Here is a 20,803-nt window from a genome sequence, read left to right on the forward strand (position 1 = left end):
TCCACGGTAATGTGGGGATGATGTGACATTTTACAAGATAGTGAGTGTGATATTATAGCAATTGTTTATGAAATAGTGCTGACAGTTACAACCTGACAAAATTATCCAGCGGAGCGGGGTGGGCAATTGCAAAGCCCTGAGCGAAATCCACACCAATGGCACGCAGGGATTCCATCGCCAGCGCGCTTTCTACGTATTCGCCGACTGTCGACATGCCAATGGCCTTGGCCACATCATTGATAGACGACACCAGTACCTTATTCACCGGACTGGTATGCATGTCCTGAACAAAGCTGCCATCAATTTTCACGCAGTTAACCGGCAAATCCCTTAAATAGCCGTAGGACGAGAATCCGGTACCAAAATCATCAAGGGCAAATTTACAACCTAACTGTTTAAAGGTGCGGATAAATTCTAATGTTCTGTCCATCTGCACAATGGCGGCCGTTTCAGTAATTTCAAAACAAATTTTACTGTAAGGCACATTGTGTTGCTCAAACGCTTTCAGGATTTGCAGTTTCAGATTTTCATCTGCCAGTGCCGTGCCGCACAAATTAATATTGCACTGGGCAAGGTTAGCCAGTTGAACGGGATGGGCTCCCAGCCAGCTGAGCGTATGGGTAACAACCCACTGGTCTATGAGGGGAGAAAGATCGTATCTTTCCGCTGTCGGCAGGAAAGCTGCCGGTTCATATATCTGGCCCTGGTCTCCCTTCATGCGCACAAGAATTTCAAAGTAGTCACCGCCGGCTTCCGTTTGCAGAGGCATGAGCGGCTGATAATAAAGTTCAAAGCCGCCGGACTGCAGCGCAGACTGAATGCGCTTCACCCAGTCGAGTTCTTCGGTGTAACGTTGCAGCGCCTCGTCATTACCTTTTAACTGATGAATACAATTTCTGCCGTTCCGCTTGGCCATATAACAGGCATTATCTGCCAGACTTAACAGATGCTCCGCACTGGCGTCGATTTGATCGCTGTTCACCATGCCGATACTGACACCCAGATTGAATACCTGGTTATCCCAGACAAACCGGTAGGCCTGCACCGCATTCAGCATCTTGTTACCACACAAGAATGCTGATTCTTCAGTTTCGGTTGTGTATAAAGCGGCAAATTCATCGCCTCCCAGCCTAGCCAGCAGGCCACGGTTGCCTAATGTGGATTTCAGCAGGCTGGCAATTTCTTTGATTAGTCTGTCACCTGCTTTATGACCACAGGTATCGTTAACGGTTTTAAATCTGTCCAGGTCGAGGTATTGCAGGATAACTGGCGGAGAGTTTTCTGTACGTGCCTGCATCGCGCTGGCCAGTTGCAATTCAAATTCTCTGCGGTTCATCGCGCCGGTGAGGGAATCGTGGCTGGCGAGGTATTGCAGGCTCAGGTCCATTTCTTTGCGGCTGGTGATATCAAATACCGAACCGTAAAGGTAAATATCGTCACTTTCCCGTTTTAACTGACAGGAGAGTGAAAACCAGAACTCACTGCCATCAGCCCGGGTACCGCGGATTTCTTTTCCCAGAATCACATTTTTCTCAAGCAGCTCGGCGACCAGGGCTTTACGGTCATTTTCATCGGCATAGAAGGTGGCTGTGTTGGTGACAGATTTGAGCATATCGCCTTCACTGTCATAGCCAAATACGGCACACATAGCAGGGTTGACCGTTTTTAGCTTGCCATCAAGGGTAGAGGTATACAGCCCTTCTGCGGCAGTGCGGAACAGATCGTAAAAGCGCTGGAGATCAGATATCCGGCGGCGCTGGGTAGAGAGCTGATCATCACTCACCGTGCGCTCTTGTATTTCAGCACCAATTCCCAGTGCCATCACCGACAGCACCACGATAAGGATTTCCAGGACCGGTGACACATCGTCAAAAGATATCCCGTTTACCATGTTAGAAAAACAATGGGTAAACGCCACCATGAACAGCCCCCAGGCCAGCAGGTATATGAAAGTGAGGGACGGAATACGGCGATCGCGATATATCAGTGCTTCAAGGGCAAACAGAGTGGTAAATACAGGCATTGCAAAGCAGCCTGTACTGAACGTGAAGAACGGATTACCTAATGCCAGTGCGGCAATAGCCAGTGCGCCAAGGGCGATACTTTGCAGAAGATGGACAAGCTGAGGCACGCGGGTGAAGAAGTGGCGGGTCAGTTTCAAAAGAACAAAACACACCATCAGCATCAGCAGAGTGAATATAATTTCAAAGTGTTGTTGCAGGCCGCTGGCAATAACCAGTTCCCCTTGCACCCAGACCAGAATCAACAGGCAATTTGCGGCCAGTGCTGACAGCCAGAATCTGCTGCGGGTTTGTTTATACAACCAGGTCAGCAAGAAATAGCCGAACAGCACGGTCAGTGAACCTGTGGTAAGGCCGAAAAGGAGTAAATTATTTTGTTGCCGCTCCGACAGCTTTTGGGTGTCCCATAAATACACCGGAAATGCGCGGAAGCCATGATCTTTCAACCTGACGGCCAGTGTGGTGGTGACGCCGGCCTGTAACGTAACAGGAACAACCAGTGCGCCCTGCCGGTAATACTCTGCTACCGGTTCAGAAGCGGTTAAAACCGTGGCGCTTAGCAGGTTGCCACGGGCGTCCAGCGTAAAGATACCGGCCTCATCAACGCCGGGCTTTTCAATACTGACTACCAGTGACGACGCACGGTCGAGAACGGAATGGACATCAATGAACTGCCATAACGCCTCACCATCCTCAAGGGGCATCAACGAATCGCTGACAGGCAGGTTTGAGCGGTTCTGTAGGGCTTCTGAGGGAGTGAGGTTGTCGCCGGCAACATAAACCGGTACTTCGGCATTCAGGTTGACTGACACAAAATCGCGGGAAAGAAGTTTATCGGCGGCGATACTGCACAGCGGACTGAACAACAGCCCGGTTATTATCAGTAACACTGTGACAAAAAAATTGCCGGCTCCCGCCCGCTCAGCACGTCTCATTCCCTGCTCGCACCATCTTGTTTTGATTGTTTTTTATACTAATACAAACCTTGCAGGATCACGAATCCTATTTTGAGTTGATGTGCTGCCATAAAGTGTCTGTATTACTCGCGATGCCGCCAGCGGGCTCCAGCCACATGGCATCACATAACCATTCAATGCAAAGGAGAAAACGTAATTCTCCGGCAGAATAAATAACCTGCATACGATCTGCGCCCCATTCAGGAGGTTGGGGCACAGCATCCAGTAGTGCACCTAACCGGTTAGCAAATTGGGTTGCTCTGGCCGGTGTATCAGGCAGGGGAAACGCCAGTAAAATAAGTTCGTTCTGCCTTTTGGCTTGTTGTTTCAGAGCTTCTGCTGTTAACTGCTGCACGACAGCATTCCTCCACGTGTTTGTTTCGGCGGTGTGCTGAAAGGGTGGCTGTCCCATCGCGTATCGAAGGGCGAAGTACATGCCTCCAGCAATTGCTCACAGGTTGTAAAGTCGCCGCTTTCTGCATCTTCAATGGCTTGTTGTAGAAGATGGGTTCGCGGGATCACCGCCGGATTAAACGGGCGGATATCCTCAGGCTGCGTCGACTGTTCAAACCGTAATGAGCGGTAATTTTGCCACCAGTTATCAAATGTCTCACGATCAACAAAATCATCACGTAGCGGACAGCGTGAATCTGTAAGGTTTGTAAGTGCCAACTTTCTAAAAGAAAAAGTGTAGTCTGACTGTTGCTGTTCCAGCATATTAAGCCACTGATTAACTACTGGCATGGATGAGGGAGAAGCGCTGTCCAGTCCCATCCGCCGGCACATCGCATTGCCGAACTGGTTAATAAACGCCGGTTCGTAGCGTTGCAGAGCAGAGCGGATTTCATCAACGGAGCAGTGGTCAGAAAAGCAGTGCGCCAGTACATTCAGATTCCACAGGCCAATGCCAGGTTGCTGATCAAATGCGTAGCGTCCCTGATGATCAGAGTGGTTAAAGACGGCATCAGCCTTAAACCCGTCCATAAAGGCATAGGGCCCGTAATCAAAGGTAATCCCGTGCACAGACATATTGTCTGTATTCATCACGCCATGGACGAAACCGTGAGTTTGCCACAACGCAATCAGCCGTGCGGTACGTAAAGTGATGGCCGTGAGCAGGGCCAGATGAGGATTTGCAGCATCGAGGCATTCCGGGAAGTGGGTAGCCAACGTGTAGTCAAACAGTGCATTGAGCTTGTCTTTTTCACCGCTGTGGAAGAAGTATTCAAAATGCCCGAAGCGTATGTGACTTGGGCAGGTGCGGATCATCATCGCTCCCTGTTCCGGCTGCTCCCGGAAAACGGTTTCTGCGCTGCTGAAGAGGCACAAACTTCGTGATGAGGGAATACCAAGGGCATGCAATGCTTCGCCGCCAATATATTCGCGGATCGTTGAGCGTAATACCGCGCGGCCGTCTGCGCCTCTGGAATAAGGTGTCGGACCGGCGCCTTTGAGGTGCAGGTCTGTTACTTTGCCTTCTTTATCCACCGCTCCTGCCAGCAGTAAGCCGCGGCCGTCGCCAAGAAACGGGTTCCACTGGCCAAACTGATGACCACCATATTTCTGAGCCACTGCGCTTTCGCAAAGTGCTGAGCTTTCATCCGCCAGTAACGTGGTAATGTGATTATCTGTCCACCATGCCTCAGGCAGGCCCAATTGTGCGGCCAGTGGCCGGTTCACCAGGCGCAGCTGTTGTTGCTTAAGCACTGCCGGTTTTACAGGGGAAACCATGGATGACAGTGCGCTGGCATAACTGTGAGTAAGTTTCATGGGGGCCTTAAGAAATTCGGGAAAATTAGTCTGATGTGTTTTGATACTGATTTCCAGTTAACATCAGGCTATGTAGATTACTAAAAATTAATTATAAACTCAGCCCCGGAAGAGAGCGTAATCAATAATAATCCCACTAACCACGGCAATCCCACTCAACAAGGAGTATTGAGACGTGTTAACGATTCATCATTTAAATAATTCGCGGTCGCAACGGTTACTCTGGTTACTGGAGGAGCTGGATGTTGAGTACAAACTGGAGAAATACCAGCGGGATGCGAAGACGGGTCTTGCGCCGGTGGATCTGAAGGCAGTTCATCCACTTGGCCGTTCTCCGGTTCTGACCACTGAGAATGTGTCTCTGGCAGAGTCCGGTGCCATTGTTGAATACGTGGTGCGGCATTACGGAAATGGCGCATTTGCTGTGCCGGAGGAAGAAAGTCGCTATCAGCAATATCTGTTCTGGCTGCATTTTGCTGAGGGATCGCTGATGCCTCCCAGAGTGGCGATGCTGGTGTTCTCAAAAGCAAAACAGAAAGTACCGGCGCTGTTAAGACCACTGGCAAAAAAAATCCTCGACGGCATTATGGACGCTTACTACAAGCCGAATCTTATCCAGAGTTTAAAATTCACCGAGTCCCATCTGCAGAATCATGCCTGGTTCGCAGGGACGGAACCCACCGGCGCTGATGTGCAGATGCTGTTTCCGCTGGAAACACTGGTTGCCATGGGGCAGGCTGATGATTATCCAGCGATTAAGGCGTGGGTGAAAAAAATTCATGACCGGCCTGCCTATCAGCGGGCGCTGGAAAAAGGCGGTGAGTACGATTACGCCTGAGATTTCAAAGATAACGGTGTGCCGGCTCAGTCGTTCAGAGTACTTTCCAGATAGTCATTTATCATCTGCAGGAACGCTTCACCATAGCGTTCCAGTTTGGTTTTGCCCACGCCGCTAATATCCAGGAAATCGTTAACCGTAGTCGGGGTTTTCGCCGCCATATCTGCCAGCGTTGCATCACTGAAAATAACGTAAGGCGGTACGCTGTGCTCTTCAGCCAGTGACTTACGCAAATGCTTAAGGCGCTTGAACAGAGCTTTATCATAAACGGCAGGCGCTTTACTTACCCGTGCATCAGGTTTAAAGCTGAGCCTTGGCACTGCCAGTTCAAGAGGAACTTCCCCTTTAAGTACAGAACGGGCATTCTCGTTCAGTCTGAGCATGGCACCGGCGGTTAAATCGACTCTCACCAGACCTTTATGGATTAACTGGTTAATCATACTGTGCCAGTATCCGTCCGGCTTTTCTTTACCAATGCCATAGGTGCTGAGCTGGTGGTGGCCGGCTTCCTGAATACGCTTCAGTGCTTTGCCCCGTATCACGTCGATAACATACTGCGAACCGGCCTGCTGATTCAGGCGCAAAATACAGGACAGGATTTTCTGGGCGATAACCAGCCCGTCAATCAGCTTCGGCGGGTCAATGCATATATCACAGTTGCCACAGGCGGTATCACTGTACTGAGAAAAGTAATTCAGCAGCACCTGACGGCGACAGGTTTGCGCTTCGGCAAATGCTTCCATTGACGCAAACTTTTGTATTTCCACGTCCAGCCGGTCCGTTGCTTCTCCCTGCTCAATCCACTGACGTACTCTGGCGGCATCTTTTTCATCGAACAACAGCATGGCTTCAGACTCCAGCCCGTCACGTCCGGCCCGGCCTGTTTCCTGATAGTAATTTTCAATACTTCGCGGTACATCATGATGCACCACGTACCGTACGTTAGATTTGTTAATGCCCATGCCGAAGGCCACGGTGGCAATGACAATGTCCACCTGATCATTCAGAAAACGGCGCTGAACATATTCCCGCTCGTCTGCATCTTTACCGGCATGATAGGCCGCACAGCTGATGCCTTCGCGGTGTAGTTTTGCATGAAGGTCGTCCACTTTCGCGCGGCTGTTGCAATAAATAATACCGCTGCCATCCTGCTGTTTTACGTAATCCCGTACCTGGTCAAAGGCTTTATATTTGGGCATGACACGGTAGCGGATATTCGGCCGGTCGAAGCTGCCTTTGTACACAAAAGGATCCTGCAGATTAAGCTGCACCAGAATATCGGCTTGTGTAGCTGCATCTGCTGTGGCGGTTAATCCGATTACCGGAATAGAGGGAAAACGTTGTTTCAGCAGACCGAGAGCACGGTAATCCTGTCTGAAGTCATGACCCCAGTGAGACACACAGTGCGCTTCATCCACGGCAAACAGTGAAACCGTTTGCGACTGCAGAAAAGACATCAGCCAGGGAGTGAGCAATTTTTCCGGCGAGACGTATAACAGTTGCAACGTGCCACCGGTAATGCGGCTGAGTACCGATTGCTGCTGTTCCTGATCCTGTGTGGAGTTAATGTACGCAGCACTCACCCCGGCTTCCCGTAATTGTTCGACCTGATCCTGCATCAATGAAATCAACGGAGAAACCACTACCGCAACCCCTTCTCTTACGAGCGCAGGGATTTGGTAACAGAGCGATTTACCGCCACCTGTGGGTAATAGCACAAGGGCATCCCGGCCATCAACCACCGCATTGATAACAGCTTCCTGGCCGTCTCTGAATTTGTTGTAGCCGAATACCTTCGACAGCACTTCAAGCGGTGTCGCAGTGTCGCTTTCCGGCAATTTTTCAGGGGTAGGGGATTCGGTAATCGTCATTGCCGGGGGATTTTACGTGTTTTCGCGCAAGTGTTCACGGCATTTGCAGTACAGTTTGCTATATGTTGTTGTGTTAGCGGAAAAAAAAGCTAACATCAGCAGCATCGAATGTGAAGGAGAGTAATATGGCTGAACCGTTACCCGATCTGATTGAAGAACTCGTATCAGAGGCGCAAAACGACGATCCCGCTGCCGTATTAACCACACTGGCCAGTGAAGACGATGTTTCCGTTGCAACAGTCCTCGAATCGTTACCGGTAGAGCACCGGATTGCCACCTGGGAAGGCTTGCCCCGGGACAGAAAAATCGACGTGCTGGTAGAGATGCGTAGCGATCCGCGGGAAATCCTCATCGACGCCACGCCTGACAGTGAATGGTCACTGATGTTTGCCGATATCGAAGCTGAATCACTGCTGGAACTGATGGATTCACTGCCGTCACGCTTGATTGATCTCGCATTTAAAGCACTGGATACCCAGCAACAGGCATTCTTCCGTGAAGCGACACAGTTCAGTGATGATGAAATCGGTCACTGGCTCTCCCACGAACAACTGGTATTGCCTATCAACGCAAAAGTACGTGATGCATTGCGGCTTATCCGCCGTAATGTGCCGGGGCACTGTGACACCCTTTTTCTGACCAACCGCTCCGGTCAGTTTTCAGCAGCGGTAAAGCTAACCAAAGTGTTCGGCGCGCCGGAGCATGTGCCTCTGGTGGAGTTGACGGTTGAGAATATGCCTGTGCTTAAGGGGACCGACGATACCACCGCGGCGTCTTTGCAATTACAACGTTCGGGCTTTGCATCATTACCGGTGGTTGATGACAGCAATAAGTTACTGGGACGGCTGGATGTTACGTCTGCCAGTGAACTGGTGAATGAAAATTATGAACGTCAGGTGATGGCATCCGCCGGTATGGATGAAGACGAGGATTTATTCTCGCCTGTCGCAAAGAGTGCCCGCAACCGTGCACTCTGGTTGGGTATCAACCTGCTCACAGCGTTTCTGGCGTCCTGGTTTATCGGTATGTTTGAAGGCACGTTACAACAGGTTGTGGCACTGGCGGTGCTGATGCCGGTGGTTGCCAGTATGGGCGGCATTGCCGGCAGCCAGACACTCACACTGATTGTCCGTGGTCTGGCACTTGGGCAGGTAACCAAAGCTAACTTCCGCGCTCTGATGATGAAAGAGCTTAAAGTTGGTGGCCTGAACGGCGTGATCTGGGCCATCATCATTGGCATCGTGGCGTCCTTCTGGTTCTCAAGCGCGGCACTGGGCGTGGTGATTTGTCTGGCAATACTGGTGAACATTGTGTCAGCAGCCCTGGCCGGTGTCTTCCTGCCTGTGTTGCTGGAAAAGCTGAATATCGACCCTGCGCTAAGCGGCTCGGTCATCCTCACCACCGTGACCGATATTGTCGGATTTGTTGCCTTTCTTGGCCTGGGTACCCTGTTTCTGCTGTAGCGCCGGCAGATCATCATAAGTGGCCGGCATTTTACCGGTACAGACTTGCTTCAGTTTGTACCGGCAGGAGACAATGTCACTTTCTCTTCTAACAAGGAATGTCATTGAACGACTTGCAAAGCCTTGCAGCATCCCGCGCTACCCGTACCGGTGTAATTTGTGCCATCGCGGCCTACATTATGTGGGGCGTAGCGCCGGTCTATTTTAAACAGCTTCAGGTTCTGCCGGCCATGGATGTGCTGATGCACAGAATTATCTGGTCTGCGGTCATTCTGCTGGTGTTAGTGCTCGCATTGAAGCAGGGTCCAAAGGTGATGGCAGCACTGCGCAGCCGCAAAGTGATGCAGGTGCTGTTTTTTGCTGGTTTACTACTGGGAGCAAACTGGCTGCTTTTTATCTGGGCGATTAACAATGACCATTTGCTTGATGCCAGTCTGGGTTACTATATCAATCCGCTGATCAATGTGTTCTTCGGCCGTTTGTTCCTGGGTGAAGTGTTGCGTCCGGCGCAGAAAGTGGCGGTTGGTCTGGCTGCAGCCGGCGTCACTATTCTCATCGTGACCTACGGTCAACTTCCCTGGATTGCGCTGGTGCTGGCGATGACTTTCAGTGTGTATGGTTTGTTGAGAAAGAAAGTGGCGGTGGACTCATTGCCCGGACTCTTCATTGAAACAACCCTGTTGTTACCTTTCGCGCTGATTTACTGGGTAGGGTTTGCCAGTGAACACAGCAATATGTTGCATAATGACTGGCAACTGAATGCACTGCTGTTTGCGGCGGGTATTGTAACTACTGCGCCATTGCTGTGCTTTACTGCCGCAGCCCGCCGTATCATGTATTCCACGCTGGGGTTCTTCCAGTATATCGGACCGTCAATCATGTTTATGCTGGCGCTGTTTGTTTACGGCGAGCCCTTTGATATGAGCAAAATGGTGACATTTGTTTTTGTGTGGCTGGCTTTGGTGGTATTCAGTACCGATTCGTTACGGGCCTACCGTCAGCAGCGGAAAAAGCTTCAGATTGCGCGGGAGCAGACCTGATTACGACCCTGAGATTTGGCGGTGTAAAGCAGTTTGTCTGCATCGCCGAGCAGGGTTTCAAGGTTGTCATCAAAAGCACTGATTAATCCGATACTCGCTGTCACACTAAGCAACTTGTCTTTGTAGAGTACCGGGGTTTCCGCAACTACTGCGCGGAAATTTTCCATCCGCCTGAGGGCATCTTCAGATGCCATATCCGGCAGATAAATACAGAATTCTTCGCCGCCAAATCGTGCAGCCGGTACATCGTTGAACAGCGAGCTGATTAACTCTGCCACCGTTTTCAGTACAGCATCACCGGCATCGTGGCCGTAGGTGTCATTAATGCGTTTGAAATGGTCGAGATCTATAAGGGCCAGTGACTGGCGTTCCACATGCTGGCGGTAGCGGGTGGCCACCGTGTAGAAAAAGTGACGGCGGTTCGGCAGGCCTGTCAGATAGTCAGAATTAGCGACACGGCGGATGGTTTCCACGCTTTCCAGCAATTCAAGGTTTTGCATCACTCTGCACAGAAACTCTTCGTGACAGAAGGGGCTGCGCAGAAAGTCATTAGCGCCGCTTTTCAGGAATGTAGCCGGCAAAATACCGGATTTTCCGGATGCAATACCGATAATCGCCATTTCTTCTTTTGCGTATGCGCGGCGTAATTCCGCAATGTACTGCACGCCCTGGTCATCATCAATGGTATAGTCGATGAGCATCAACTGAATGTAAGGGTGTTCAGCAAGGTGCTCCTGTGCCTGCGCTTGTCCGCTGGCTGAGTAAACCAGAAAGTTATGGCGGCGGAGCAGTGAAACCATGGCCTGACGGCTGCTGCGTTTGTCGTCCACCACCAGTACACCCACACTTTTGTTTTTATCGAGTCTGGCCAGAAGGCGGCTCAGATAGTCATAGATCTGATGATTTTCCTTCACCAGATAATCGACAATTTCTCTGCTGAGTATCGCTTTGCGGGTATCATCGCTGGCGTTGTCGGTAACAACAATGGTGGGCACAAAAGCATTGATGGTGAAATCAATGGCTTCTCCGTGAGGGGCATCAGGCAGCGCATAGGCTACGACGGCACAAAGATATTCTTCAGGCATAGACACAGAAAAGCGCATCTGTGCTTCGCTGAGAGAATTTGCCCCTTCGGGAATTAAACCGGCTTTTTTCACCAGTTTGGACACGAGCTGCAAGCTTTTCTGGCTATTTTCAATGACCAGTACTTTTCTTTGCATATCGTGCCTCAGTTGAATGAAATCGCTGCTTTAGCGGTTAATTAAATAATATCGGCTGACCGCAGGTGAAATTTAGAGTGGCTGCAATTTAGCATAGGCCAGTACCAGCCATTTGCTGCCGAACTCGTCGAAATTTACCTGTACTCTGGCGTGATCGCCGGAACCTTCATAGTTCAGTACCACACCCTCACCGAATTTACGGTGCATAACACGCTGACCCAACTGAAACCCGGTTTGTTCAAAACTTTCGTGGGACGTCGCCCGTGAAAAGCGGTTATGAACAGGGCGGGATACCGTTGATTTTAACCGTACTTCTTCCACGCATTCCGACGGAATTTCGCGGATAAACCGTGACGCCGTGTGATACTTGTCCTGGCCATAAAGCCGGCGGCTTTCCGCATAGGTAATAAAGAGCTTCTTCATGGCCCGTGTCATACCCACGTAGGCCAGACGGCGTTCCTCTTCCATACGGCCGGGCTCATCATTGGTCATCTGGCTGGGGAACATGCCTTCTTCAACACCGGCCATAAACACCAGCGGAAACTCCAGGCCTTTGGCGGTGTGAATGGTCATCATCTGAACCGCATCCTGGTCAGTGTCTGCCTGTGTTTCACCGGCTTCCAGCGAGGCATGAGCCAGAAATGCACTCAGCGGCGTCATTTCATCGGCTTCTTCCGGCACGATAAACTGCTTACAGGCGGTGACCAGTTCCTCAAGGTTTTCCAGGCGTGCCTGTGCTTTTTCACCCTTTTCAGCCTGGTACATGGCATATAAGCCGGAATGTTTGATAGCTTTGTCGGCCTGCTCTTCCAGCGGTAAATCCGCCATTGCCTGTTCAAGATCGGTTATCAGTACAATAAAACTCTGCAAGGCGTTGGCTGCACGGCCTTTCAGGGAACCGTCGGTGAGTAATAAGTTGCTGGCCTGCCACAACGAGCAATTGTGCGCTCTGGCTGTCTCACGAATGGCTGACAGGGTTTTCTCACCCATGCCCCGGCTGGGTGTATTAACTACCCGTTCATAGGCAGCGTCATCGTGTGGGTGGTTAACCATGCGCAGATAACCCAGCGCATCTTTGATTTCCTGGCGTTCGAAGAACCGCAGACCACCGTAAATCCGGTAAGCCAGACCTTCATGCAACAACGCTTCTTCCAGTACCCGGGACTGAGCATTGTTGCGGTATAAAATGGCACTTTCACTCAGGGCGTTACCCTGCTGCAGCCAGCTTTTAATTTGCGACACAATAAAGCGGGCTTCATCCAGTTCGTTGAAACCGGCATATACAGATACCAGTTCACCGTCAGCACCGTCAGTCCAGAGCTCTTTGCCGAGCCGGCCTGTGTTGTTGTCGATGACCGCGTTTGCGGCTTTCAGAATTGTGCTGGTGGAGCGGTAATTCTGTTCGAGACGGATTGTTTCCGGCTTCGGGAAGTCCTTCAGAAACTTATGGATATTATCGACATTTGCACCCCGCCAGCCATAAATTGACTGATCGTCGTCGCCCACAATCATGATGGTGTTTTCGCCGGTACTGCACAGCATGCGCAGCCAGGCATACTGAATGTTATTGGTGTCCTGGAATTCGTCGACCAGTACCGCACGGAAACGTTTTTGGTAGTGAGCCAGAATCTCCGGATTACGGGCCCACAATTCATGTGCCCGCAAAAGCAGTTCGGCAAAATCAACCAGCCCGGAGCGGTCACAGGACTCCTGGTAGGCCGCATAAATATCGCGCATCTTCTGCTGGGTATGATCGTTATGGGTATCGATGTGCTGAGGTCTTAAGCCTTCATCTTTATTGCCATTGATGTACCACTGTACCTGTCTCGGCGGCCAGTGCTTCTCATCCAGATTCAGCGCTTTCAGAATACGGCGGATCAACCTGTACTGGTCGTCGGAATCCAGTATCTGGAAATTTTCCGGCAAGCCGGCTTCGGCGTGATGTGCTCTGAGCAAACGATGCGCCAGGCCGTGGAAGGTACCCATCCACATGGTGTGCATGCTGCGCTTCATCAGATGTTCAATCCGGCCGCGCATTTCCTTGGCTGCTTTATTCGTGAAGGTTACCGCCAGAATTGAAAATGGCGCGATGTTCTCTACTTCCATCAGCCAGGCGATGCGGTGAACCAGTACCCGTGTTTTACCACTACCGGCGCCTGCAAGCACCAGCATGTTCGACTGAGGGGCAGCAACGGCTTCGCGTTGTTTGTCATTTAGGTCGTCGAGAAGTAAAGATACATCCATCGGGCAGATCACCAGCGTAGTTAATTTCAGACCGGCAGATTATGCCAGAGCAGGCTGTGAATTTATACAGTAAGGCAAAGGGAATCATTATTCTACCGTGCCATGTGACTGATGTTAAAAAGAAGTATCAAAATTAGACTAAAGGCTAAGTGTGTGGAAAATATACACTTTGTTAGAGTTTACCTGTACAGTGCTATTCACACAGGAAATAGTATTCACGGTGTCGGGTGCGTAGCGTAAATGAAGCGGCTATACGCAAAGGATAAGTAACCTTGCTCCGCCGCGCCTTAAATGACGGGATAGTCATGGATTACAACGTAGATAACGAAACCATTGATTTCGATAAACTGATTATTGAAATTTATGACGCTGCACTAACCCGTAAATGGGGCAGGGTGCTGGCGCAGTGCAATAAAGTGTTTCTGGCCAACAAAACATTTCTTGTACTGCGAGATGTGATCAACGACAGAGAAGTTGCCTGGCGTATGAAGACTGCCGGTGATGGTTGCCCGTCCTTTCCCCCAGAAGTGGATTTATCTTCACTTTCCGCCCTTAAACCTTTTTTCTTCCGGCTCCATGAAGGGGATATCTTTGATACCTGTTCACCCGCATTTCGAAGTTCAGAACATTTTACTGCGATTGCAGGAAAAGTACTGACTCCGCTGGATGCAGAAAAAACACTGGCAGCACTGGTGTTGCGGGACGAACGCTACGAAGCTTATCTTGGTGTATGCCGTCCGGAGCAGGACGACGATTTTTCAAAATACGAAGAAGTTGCTTTCAAACGTTTAGTGCCGCACTTTGTCCGTGCAGCCCGTTTCTTCCGTGATGAAGAAATATTTCGTCAGCAAAGACAACTGGCGCAGGGCGTTTACGAGCACATCAAAACGGCGTTTGTGGTTTGCGACAGCCAGTTAAGGGTGCAGGCCTGTAACAGTCAGGCAGAGCAATACCTGAATTCAGGTAAAGCCGTTGCGCTCAACAAAAAACGCCTCGTTTTTGCTATGCAGCACCAGCACACCCGCTTTTGCGATAAAGTTCAGGCTTGCCTCTCCGGAGCTGAGAAGGACGAGGTGGTGCACGTTGTTGATGATAACGTGGACGTGATTGAAATTTTCCATATTCACCGGCTTGCCTCTCAGGCAGAAGAGGAGCGGCGTGAGCCGTTAGCCGTTATTAATATTGTGACCAGAGGAAAACCGGACTGGCAGAACATTCAGTCTTGCTACGCGCTGAACAAGCGGGAAGTATTGATCGCGCGCATGTTGTATAAGTGCGCTTCCTACCGGGATATTGCTGCCGCTGCGGGACTGACCCCCGGAGACGTGGAAATTCAGGTACAACGTCTGATAAAAGCCATGGGCGTTAAAAGTGAAGAAAACCTTATTGATAAGCTGGCCATGTTTTCCGGTACCGCACCGAAGTTCGCTTAATCTTTCTGCCTGTTTTTGTATCTGTTGTCACCGTACCTGCATTAAAAGGAGTAACCAGTTTCGCCTTGCATGGGGTTTTCGGGGCCGGTTTGCACCATCTGCTGTAAAGTACGTATGAAATGCATATCTTCGACTCCGGAGCGTGCGAGCAGTGCAACTTTTCAAATCCCGCGAGGCATCTTCCACCGATGCCACATCCCTGACAGATTTTTCTATGCTGGCGTGGTGGCAAATCCTTAAACGCACTTACAGCAAACAAAATGCACATAATTTATCGCTGGTCGCCGCCGGAGTGGCTTTCTATTTCCTGCTCGCCGTATTCCCCTTGCTTACTGCCGTTATCTCTCTGTATGGTTTGCTGGTCACACCGGAGCAGCTGCAAAGCCACATGGCACATCTGGTGGATGTGGTGCCTGCTGACAGCCGTTACATTGTTGAGGAGCAACTGACCAAACTCACTGGAAATTCTGACTTTGCGCTCAGTTGGGGGGTCTCATTGAGCTTGCTGCTGACAATCTGGAGCAGCAGTAAAGGTGCGAACGCGCTGATCACGGCATGCAACATTACCTACAACGAACCCCACGGCAGAATGTTCCTGAAAGGTTTGCTGGCGCGGCTGGTACTGACCATTGGTATTATCGCCTTCGTGATTGCTGCGTTACTGTGTATTTCCGTGTTGCCCGAATGGATAAGCTACTTAGCCGGTTCTGTACTCAACGAAAAAGCGGCAACCTGGCTCACCTGGCCTGTACTTATATTCCTGTTTAATATCGCTCTGGCAGCACTGTACCGGTACGGACCCCACCGGAGACCGGCAAAATGGCGCTGGGTTACCGTGGGCTCGGCGTTTGCTTCGCTGGTGTGGGTGATTGCGTCCTTTGCGTTTTCTGTATATCTGAACGAATTTGCTTCGTATAACAAAACCTACGGCTCACTGGGAGGGATTGTCATTCTGTTGATGTGGTTCTACCTGAGTGCTTACATCATCTTGCTCGGCGCGGAACTCAATTCAGCTACCGAATACCAGACCGATAAAGACAGCACTGCCGGTGAGGAAAAGCCGAAAGGAGAGCGGGGGGCTTACGTGGCTGACCATTCCCCTTCCGATAGTCAGACGAAGTGATTAGCACGCTGACAAAGAAATGGAGCGCATTAAGCGCTCCATGTGAAGTATTCAGAGGGGGCTGACCACTAGTTGAAGTAACGGTCCACTTCTTTTTCAGCTTCATCGCGGCTTTTACCGTAAGCTTTCTGAATTTTGCCGACCAGTTCTTCACGGCGGCCATCAATTTTATCTACATCATCGTCGGTGAGTTTACCCCACTGTTGCTGAACTTTACCTTTTAACTCTTTCCAGTTGCCTTCGATACGATCGCTGTTCATATCTTTCTCCTGTTTCAAGATTTAATGATGTTACAAAATTCTGTCAGGACCGGTTTAACGGGTCCGGGCATGGTCTGTCTGACGCACTGTGCAATCTACTTATTGCGAAGTCTTACGCCGGCAGTTACCCATATACAATCAACTCTTATTCCAGTTTTCTGGTGCTGAGAATAAGTCTCTGAATTACGGTTGTTATTTTATATTCCTTTTCGCTATAGCCGGAGAGAGCGGGCAGGCGTAGGATGTAGAACTTTCACGGTGCCGGCCAGTGATTTCACGGTCTGCGGTGATATTGAAATTTTGTAATGTGCGATCGGTTTGCCGGTGATGTGAGTAGACATTTATGTCGTTGAACGATAATCCTCACCGGTTGATAACATGGTGCTTGATCTGTGACGTTCAGCCCTTATCTTTCAGGCTTATTTCGGGGCCTCTTAACCATTTACGCACATACGCCAAACCAGGAACACCTATGCAAGTATCAACAAGAAACGCCGGCTTCTGGCTTACGCTCAAAAGCGAAGCGCAGCACATTGCTGACAACGAACCTTTGCTGGCGAGTTATATACATGCATGTATTCTGACCCATCATAATTTTGAGTCTTCACTGAGCTTTATTCTGGCGAATAAAATGGCTGACGATGTGATGCCGGCCATTGCTATCCGTGAAGTGTTTGATGAAGCCTACCTGCTTGAACCGTCCATCACGGAAGCGGCCATTGAAGACATCAAAGCTGTGTTTAACCGTGATGCAGCGGTGAAAGACTACTTAACGCCTTTGTTGTATTTTAAGGGTTTTCACGCTGTGCAAACTCACCGTATGGCACATTACCTGTGGCAGCGGGGCCGTCATCAGCTGGCATTGTTTTTACAAAGCCGGAATTCAGAAACATTCGGCGTCGACATTCATCCCGCTGCAAAGATTGGTAAAGGGGTGATGTTTGATCACGCTACCGGCATTGTGGTGGGTGAAACCGCAGTGGTAGAAGACAATGTCAGTATTTTGCAGAGTGTAACGCTGGGCGGGACGGGTAATGAATCCGGCGACCGTCATCCGAAAGTGCGCCAGGGTGTGCTGGTAGGTGCCGGTGCAAAAATTCTCGGCAATATTGAAATTGGTGAAGGGTCAAAAGTGGGAGCCGGCAGTGTGGTGCTGAACGATGTGCCGCCGCATGTGACTGTGGTCGGTGTGCCCGCTAAAGTTGTGGGTAAACCGGCCTGCCAGCGCCCCTGCGATTCCATGCGCCAGAATTTCCTCGAAGACAGCGAAGCTGCAACCGGTAAATAGTTTACCTGCCCGGTGCACAGCAGTGCCGTCCTGAAGTCGTTTGCTGTGTTGTTAAAGGCGTTTACTGTCAGGTAAACGCCAGCAATTCATCCAGCGACGATAATTCCACATGAGGAAGCAATGTGGCTGCCTCACGGTTCAGGAGCATGTCGCGGTTTGCTGCAAGCCATGCCGCCTGATATCCCGCTTTCACTGCACCCATAACGTCTTTTTCCAGATTATCACCCACGTGTAAAATCTGGCCCGGGGCTAACGACAGCATCGCCGCCGCTTCATCGAACATATGAGCGGACGGCTTGGCCGGACGGGTTACACTGGCGTGCAACACCACATTAAAGTACGCTGACAGTCCGGTTTTATGCGGGTCAACATTGCCATTGGTTATCGCAATCAGCGGCATTTTCTCTGCCAGTTGAGCCAGTACGCTGTGAACGCTGTCATCCAAAGTGAAATCGCTGCGGGCGTCATAAAAGCAGTCAAAACACGCTTTCGCGGCTGCCTCAAGTGCTTCGGGATCCTGAATATCCTGTTCCAGCGCCTGCCTGAGAGTATGCATACGCAACTGACCCATATCTGAAGCCAGCGCGGGTTGTGCCTTAATCAGACCCCGCTTTATATCTGTCCATTCCTGCGGCGAAAGCTTTGCCGTTTGCGGATATTCCGCAGCAATATAATGCTTAAGGGTTGCTTCTGCCCGTTTGATAATGGGGTCATTGTTATAAAGTGTATCGTCCAGATCGAAAGTCATGGCTTTCACTGGTGCTAAAGGCCGGTAAAATCGCATGGAACCTCAGTTTTATTAATAAGTTATTTCTTCCGGGCGCGGGGGTGCGCGTTATCGTACACCTTTGCCAGGTGCTGAAAATCCAGATGCGTATAAACCTGCGTGGTCGATAAGTTCGCATGACCAAGCAATTCCTGCACTGCCCGCAGATCACCGCTTGATTCTAATACGTGAGTAGCAAAGGAATGGCGCAGTTTATGTGGATGCACAGTCTGATTCATATTCTGAGACTGAGCTAACTGATTGAGACGGTTTGCCACCTGACGGTTTGAGATCCTCGTCCCCCGTTTGCTCACAAACACGGCCGGCTCATAGGGCGATGCATACTGGCCCCGTACTTTTAACCAGGCATTCAGGGCTTTGGTCGCCGTGCGTCCAAGTGGCAGGATGCGCTGCTTATTTCCCTTACCGGTCACTTTAAGCGTCCCGTCGCCCTGACAATCAGCCAGGCGCAGGCCGGTCAGTTCATTCAGGCGTAACCCGCATCCGTAGAGTAATTCGGCCATTGCCATATCGCGACATTCTATACCTTCATCCTGTGGCGAAGACAATAACTGTTGCATGTCATCCACGCTGATTTGCTTTGGCAGAGGCTTGCCCTGTTTCGGCGCCTGAATACCCTCAACGGGGTTGCTGAACAGTTGTTCGTTACGCATCAGGTAATGACAGAATGTTCGCAGGGCAGAAAGCTGTAACGCGATGGAGCGGGCGTGCTTGCCCTGTCGTTTGGCGATGGCCATGACCCGCTTAACATCTGAAGGCGTCAGTCCGGACCAGTCTTCAAGGGCCAGTTCAGTGGCAATGGCGGTAAGCTGGCGGCGATAATTGGAAACGGTATGCTCCGATAATCCCCGCTCGATATCGAGATGCAAAAGAAATTTGTCCAGCCATTGCTGGCATGCATCACTGAGGCGAGGTTCGGGCGCCGCCGGTTGCATTAATATCCCAGCATGCCCGGCATGGTAATGTTCAGCACTTCCTGCAACTGTTTCAGCAGCAGAGTATCCATATCCGGCGTAAAGTGGGAGGCATCGTCAGAGCCTACAGCCAGAATGCCCATATCGTGATTGTCACCCAGTAAAATCAGTGCGACAGATTCAGCGGTTTCTTCACCGAAGATCACTTGTCTTTCGTGCTGGCTTAAACGGCCGAAGAAGAAGGTACTGTCTTTAAAGCGTTTTTCGATAATGAGTCTGCGTTGCAGCTCCTGCATGGCATGAGGGCCTTTAAACAGTTGCAACACTACTGAGTGAAGATTAAGACGTTCCTGCAGAACAGATTCCAGTTTGTACTGGATTTCCGATACAGATTTACAGCGTAACAGTTCGACATTCAGATCCGTATAAACGCGGTAAATTTTCTCGTTTTGTTTGGCCACGCCGATGAGCTGGTTGAGTTTATAATTTAGCTGACGTACCTTCTTGCGAAGCTGTTCGCTCTGGCGTTCAACTAAAGATACAGCCCCTTTTTCCTCATGAGGAATCACCAACCGTTCAAGAATGTCCGGATTATTGGCGAAAAAGTCGGGATGCTTTAATAAAAAAGCACGCACTTCTTCTGCTGTCAGTCCAAACGCTTCGTCGTAATTGGGTTCCAGTGTTACCGGTCTTTTACTTTGACCTGAAGCATCACTCATAGATTAATCTGTCCGTCGTAAATGTGCTCAGCGGGCCCGGTCATCTTGAGTGCCGAGTCCTCGCCCTGCCAGCGAATACGTAAACTGCCGCCGGGTAAATCTACCCTGACTTCCTTATCCAATTTTCCCTGAACCTGTCCGACCGCTACAGCGGCACATGCGCCGCTGCCGCACGCCAGGGTTTCCCCTGCGCCACGTTCGAATACCCTGAGCTTCACATGGTCTTTCGACAGTATTTGCATAAAGCCAACGTTCACCCCTTCCGGAAAACGTTCGTGACGTTCCAGTAACGGGCCGACTTCATGCACACCGGCGGTATCGACATCGTCGACTTCCATTACACAATGGGGGTTACCCATGGAAACGGCGCCTAAAAATACTGTACGTTCCTCAACACGGAAAATGTAGGTCTTTTCCTGTTTATTGGCGACCAGAGGTACTCTGGCTGGTTCAAAGTCAGGTACACCCATGTTCACGGTGACCTGTCCGTCTTTTTCCAGGTACAACACCATTTTTCCTGCCTTGGTGCTGACCTTAATTTTATTGCGGTTGATTAACCCTTTCATTTTGACGAAACGGGCAAAACAACGGGCTCCGTTTCCACACTGGGAAACTTCCGAGCCGTCTGCATTGAAGATGCGGTAATGAAAATCCTGTTCAGGATCATAGGGAGGTTCTACCAGCAACAGCTGGTCAAAGCCAATACCAAAGTGCCGATCAGCGAGTTGCTGAATCTTCTCCTTTGAAAAGAAAACGTTCTGGGTAACGTTATCGATGACAACGAAGTCGTTGCCCAGCCCGTGCATTTTGGAAAATTGAACTTGCATTAAGCGCACATCTTTCTTATTTGTATTTC

Annotated in this window: 17 protein-coding genes; 6 read left to right on the forward strand and 11 right to left on the reverse strand. The window is 50.4% G+C overall.

Annotated elements, in window-relative coordinates:
- Nucleotides 1-85 precede the first annotated feature (85 nt).
- The 3 genes from DS731_RS02100 to DS731_RS02110 all read right to left on the reverse strand — a co-directional run bounded on the left by DS731_RS02100 (nt 86) and on the right by DS731_RS02110 (nt 4,747).
- Nucleotides 86-2,956, reverse strand: coding sequence for an EAL domain-containing protein (locus DS731_RS02100; RefSeq protein WP_119499787.1), 2,871 nt, complete (start codon nt 2,954-2,956; stop codon nt 86-88).
- Between the two features lie 67 nt (nt 2,957-3,023).
- Nucleotides 3,024-3,332 (reverse strand): DUF3630 family protein, encoded by a 309-nt coding sequence (locus DS731_RS02105; protein ID WP_161599076.1) that lies wholly within the window; start codon nt 3,330-3,332, stop codon nt 3,024-3,026.
- Nucleotides 3,320-4,747 (reverse strand): protein adenylyltransferase SelO, encoded by a 1,428-nt coding sequence (locus tag DS731_RS02110; RefSeq protein WP_119499789.1) that lies wholly within the window; start codon nt 4,745-4,747, stop codon nt 3,320-3,322. The genes DS731_RS02105 and DS731_RS02110 overlap by 13 nt, the downstream gene beginning before the upstream one ends.
- Nucleotides 4,748-4,922: 175 nt before the next feature.
- Here DS731_RS02110 and DS731_RS02115 point away from each other — a divergent pair, with 175 nt between their 5' ends.
- Entirely contained in the window at nt 4,923-5,585 is a 663-nt protein-coding gene (locus DS731_RS02115; protein WP_119499790.1) for a glutathione S-transferase, read from the forward strand.
- Between the two features lie 26 nt (nt 5,586-5,611).
- Here DS731_RS02115 and recQ read toward each other — a convergent pair whose 3' ends face one another.
- Nucleotides 5,612-7,456, reverse strand: a complete 1,845-nt coding sequence (gene recQ, locus DS731_RS02120) for a DNA helicase RecQ (RefSeq protein ID WP_119499791.1) — start codon at nt 7,454-7,456, stop codon at nt 5,612-5,614.
- 125 nt (nt 7,457-7,581) lie between these two features.
- Here recQ and DS731_RS02125 point away from each other — a divergent pair, with 125 nt between their 5' ends.
- Nucleotides 7,582-8,919: a magnesium transporter gene (locus DS731_RS02125; protein WP_119499792.1), complete on the forward strand. Its 1,338-nt coding sequence runs from the start codon at nt 7,582-7,584 to the stop codon at nt 8,917-8,919.
- Between the two features lie 98 nt (nt 8,920-9,017).
- A complete protein-coding gene (gene rarD, locus DS731_RS02130; protein ID WP_119499793.1) occupies nt 9,018-9,959 on the forward strand; it encodes an EamA family transporter RarD in 942 nt (313 codons plus the stop codon).
- Here rarD and DS731_RS02135 read toward each other — a convergent pair.
- Nucleotides 9,935-11,179, reverse strand: coding sequence for a GGDEF domain-containing response regulator (locus DS731_RS02135; RefSeq protein ID WP_119499794.1), 1,245 nt, complete (start codon nt 11,177-11,179; stop codon nt 9,935-9,937). The two genes, rarD and DS731_RS02135, sit on opposite strands and share 25 nt — an antisense overlap.
- A 72-nt stretch (nt 11,180-11,251) precedes the next feature.
- Complete coding sequence (gene uvrD, locus DS731_RS02140) at nt 11,252-13,423, reverse strand: DNA helicase II (RefSeq protein WP_119499795.1); 2,172 nt, start codon at nt 13,421-13,423, stop codon at nt 11,252-11,254.
- 305 nt (nt 13,424-13,728) lie between these two features.
- On the opposite strand from uvrD, the gene DS731_RS02145 reads away from it, so the two are divergent.
- Nucleotides 13,729-14,856: a helix-turn-helix transcriptional regulator gene (locus DS731_RS02145; protein WP_119499796.1), complete on the forward strand. Its 1,128-nt coding sequence runs from the start codon at nt 13,729-13,731 to the stop codon at nt 14,854-14,856.
- Between the two features lie 214 nt (nt 14,857-15,070).
- Complete coding sequence (locus DS731_RS02150) at nt 15,071-15,979, forward strand: YihY/virulence factor BrkB family protein (RefSeq protein WP_119503260.1); 909 nt, start codon at nt 15,071-15,073, stop codon at nt 15,977-15,979.
- Nucleotides 15,980-16,047: 68 nt separating this feature from the next.
- Here DS731_RS02150 and DS731_RS02155 read toward each other — a convergent pair whose 3' ends face one another.
- Entirely contained in the window at nt 16,048-16,239 is a 192-nt protein-coding gene (locus tag DS731_RS02155) for a CsbD family protein (RefSeq protein ID WP_119499797.1), read from the reverse strand.
- A gap of 472 nt (nt 16,240-16,711) precedes the next feature.
- On the opposite strand from DS731_RS02155, the gene cysE reads away from it, so the two are divergent.
- Nucleotides 16,712-17,527, forward strand: coding sequence for a serine O-acetyltransferase (gene cysE, locus DS731_RS02160; RefSeq protein WP_119499798.1), 816 nt, complete (start codon nt 16,712-16,714; stop codon nt 17,525-17,527).
- Nucleotides 17,528-17,594: 67 nt separating this feature from the next.
- Here the strand turns inward: cysE and DS731_RS02165 are convergent, their stop codons facing one another.
- Genes DS731_RS02165 through dapF form a run of 4 tightly spaced genes read right to left on the reverse strand, consistent with a single transcriptional unit; the run spans nt 17,595 to nt 20,774 of the window.
- Entirely contained in the window at nt 17,595-18,311 is a 717-nt protein-coding gene (locus DS731_RS02165; protein WP_119499799.1) for an HAD-IA family hydrolase, read from the reverse strand.
- A gap of 23 nt (nt 18,312-18,334) precedes the next feature.
- On the reverse strand, nt 18,335-19,249 hold the full coding sequence (gene xerC / locus DS731_RS02170; RefSeq protein ID WP_119499800.1) for a tyrosine recombinase XerC: 915 nt from the start codon (nt 19,247-19,249) through the stop codon (nt 18,335-18,337).
- A complete protein-coding gene (locus DS731_RS02175; RefSeq protein WP_119499801.1) occupies nt 19,249-19,947 on the reverse strand; it encodes a DUF484 family protein in 699 nt (232 codons plus the stop codon). The genes xerC and DS731_RS02175 overlap by 1 nt, the downstream gene beginning before the upstream one ends.
- On the reverse strand, nt 19,944-20,774 hold the full coding sequence (gene dapF / locus DS731_RS02180; RefSeq protein WP_119499802.1) for a diaminopimelate epimerase: 831 nt from the start codon (nt 20,772-20,774) through the stop codon (nt 19,944-19,946). Before dapF ends, DS731_RS02175 begins: the two co-directional genes overlap by 4 nt.
- Nucleotides 20,775-20,803 lie beyond the last annotated feature (29 nt).

The sequence above is a fragment of the Alteromonas sp. RKMC-009 genome (assembly GCF_003584565.2).
GTDB lineage: Bacteria > Pseudomonadota > Gammaproteobacteria > Enterobacterales > Alteromonadaceae > Alteromonas.

Excerpts from the sequence above, each read along its gene's own strand:
- DS731_RS02165 (WP_119499799.1), bottom strand. The coding sequence starts at position 18,311 with ATGCGATTTTACCGGCCTTTAGCACCAGTGAAAGCCATGACTTTCGAT.
- dapF (WP_119499802.1), bottom strand. The coding sequence starts at position 20,774 with ATGCAAGTTCAATTTTCCAAAATGCACGGGCTGGGCAACGACTTCGTT.
- DS731_RS02150 (WP_119503260.1), top strand. The coding sequence starts at position 15,071 with ATGCTGGCGTGGTGGCAAATCCTTAAACGCACTTACAGCAAACAAAAT.
- DS731_RS02135 (WP_119499794.1), bottom strand. The coding sequence starts at position 11,179 with ATGCAAAGAAAAGTACTGGTCATTGAAAATAGCCAGAAAAGCTTGCAG.
- DS731_RS02155 (WP_119499797.1), bottom strand. The coding sequence starts at position 16,239 with ATGAACAGCGATCGTATCGAAGGCAACTGGAAAGAGTTAAAAGGTAAA.
- DS731_RS02175 (WP_119499801.1), bottom strand. The coding sequence starts at position 19,947 with ATGAGTGATGCTTCAGGTCAAAGTAAAAGACCGGTAACACTGGAACCC.
- DS731_RS02145 (WP_119499796.1), top strand. The coding sequence starts at position 13,729 with ATGGATTACAACGTAGATAACGAAACCATTGATTTCGATAAACTGATT.
- DS731_RS02125 (WP_119499792.1), top strand. The coding sequence starts at position 7,582 with ATGGCTGAACCGTTACCCGATCTGATTGAAGAACTCGTATCAGAGGCG.
- uvrD (WP_119499795.1), bottom strand. The coding sequence starts at position 13,423 with ATGGATGTATCTTTACTTCTCGACGACCTAAATGACAAACAACGCGAA.
- DS731_RS02110 (WP_119499789.1), bottom strand. The coding sequence starts at position 4,747 with ATGAAACTTACTCACAGTTATGCCAGCGCACTGTCATCCATGGTTTCC.
- rarD (WP_119499793.1), top strand. The coding sequence starts at position 9,018 with ATGTCATTGAACGACTTGCAAAGCCTTGCAGCATCCCGCGCTACCCGT.
- cysE (WP_119499798.1), top strand. The coding sequence starts at position 16,712 with ATGCAAGTATCAACAAGAAACGCCGGCTTCTGGCTTACGCTCAAAAGC.
- recQ (WP_119499791.1), bottom strand. The coding sequence starts at position 7,456 with ATGACGATTACCGAATCCCCTACCCCTGAAAAATTGCCGGAAAGCGAC.
- DS731_RS02100 (WP_119499787.1), bottom strand. The coding sequence starts at position 2,956 with ATGAGACGTGCTGAGCGGGCGGGAGCCGGCAATTTTTTTGTCACAGTG.
- xerC (WP_119499800.1), bottom strand. The coding sequence starts at position 19,249 with ATGCAACCGGCGGCGCCCGAACCTCGCCTCAGTGATGCATGCCAGCAA.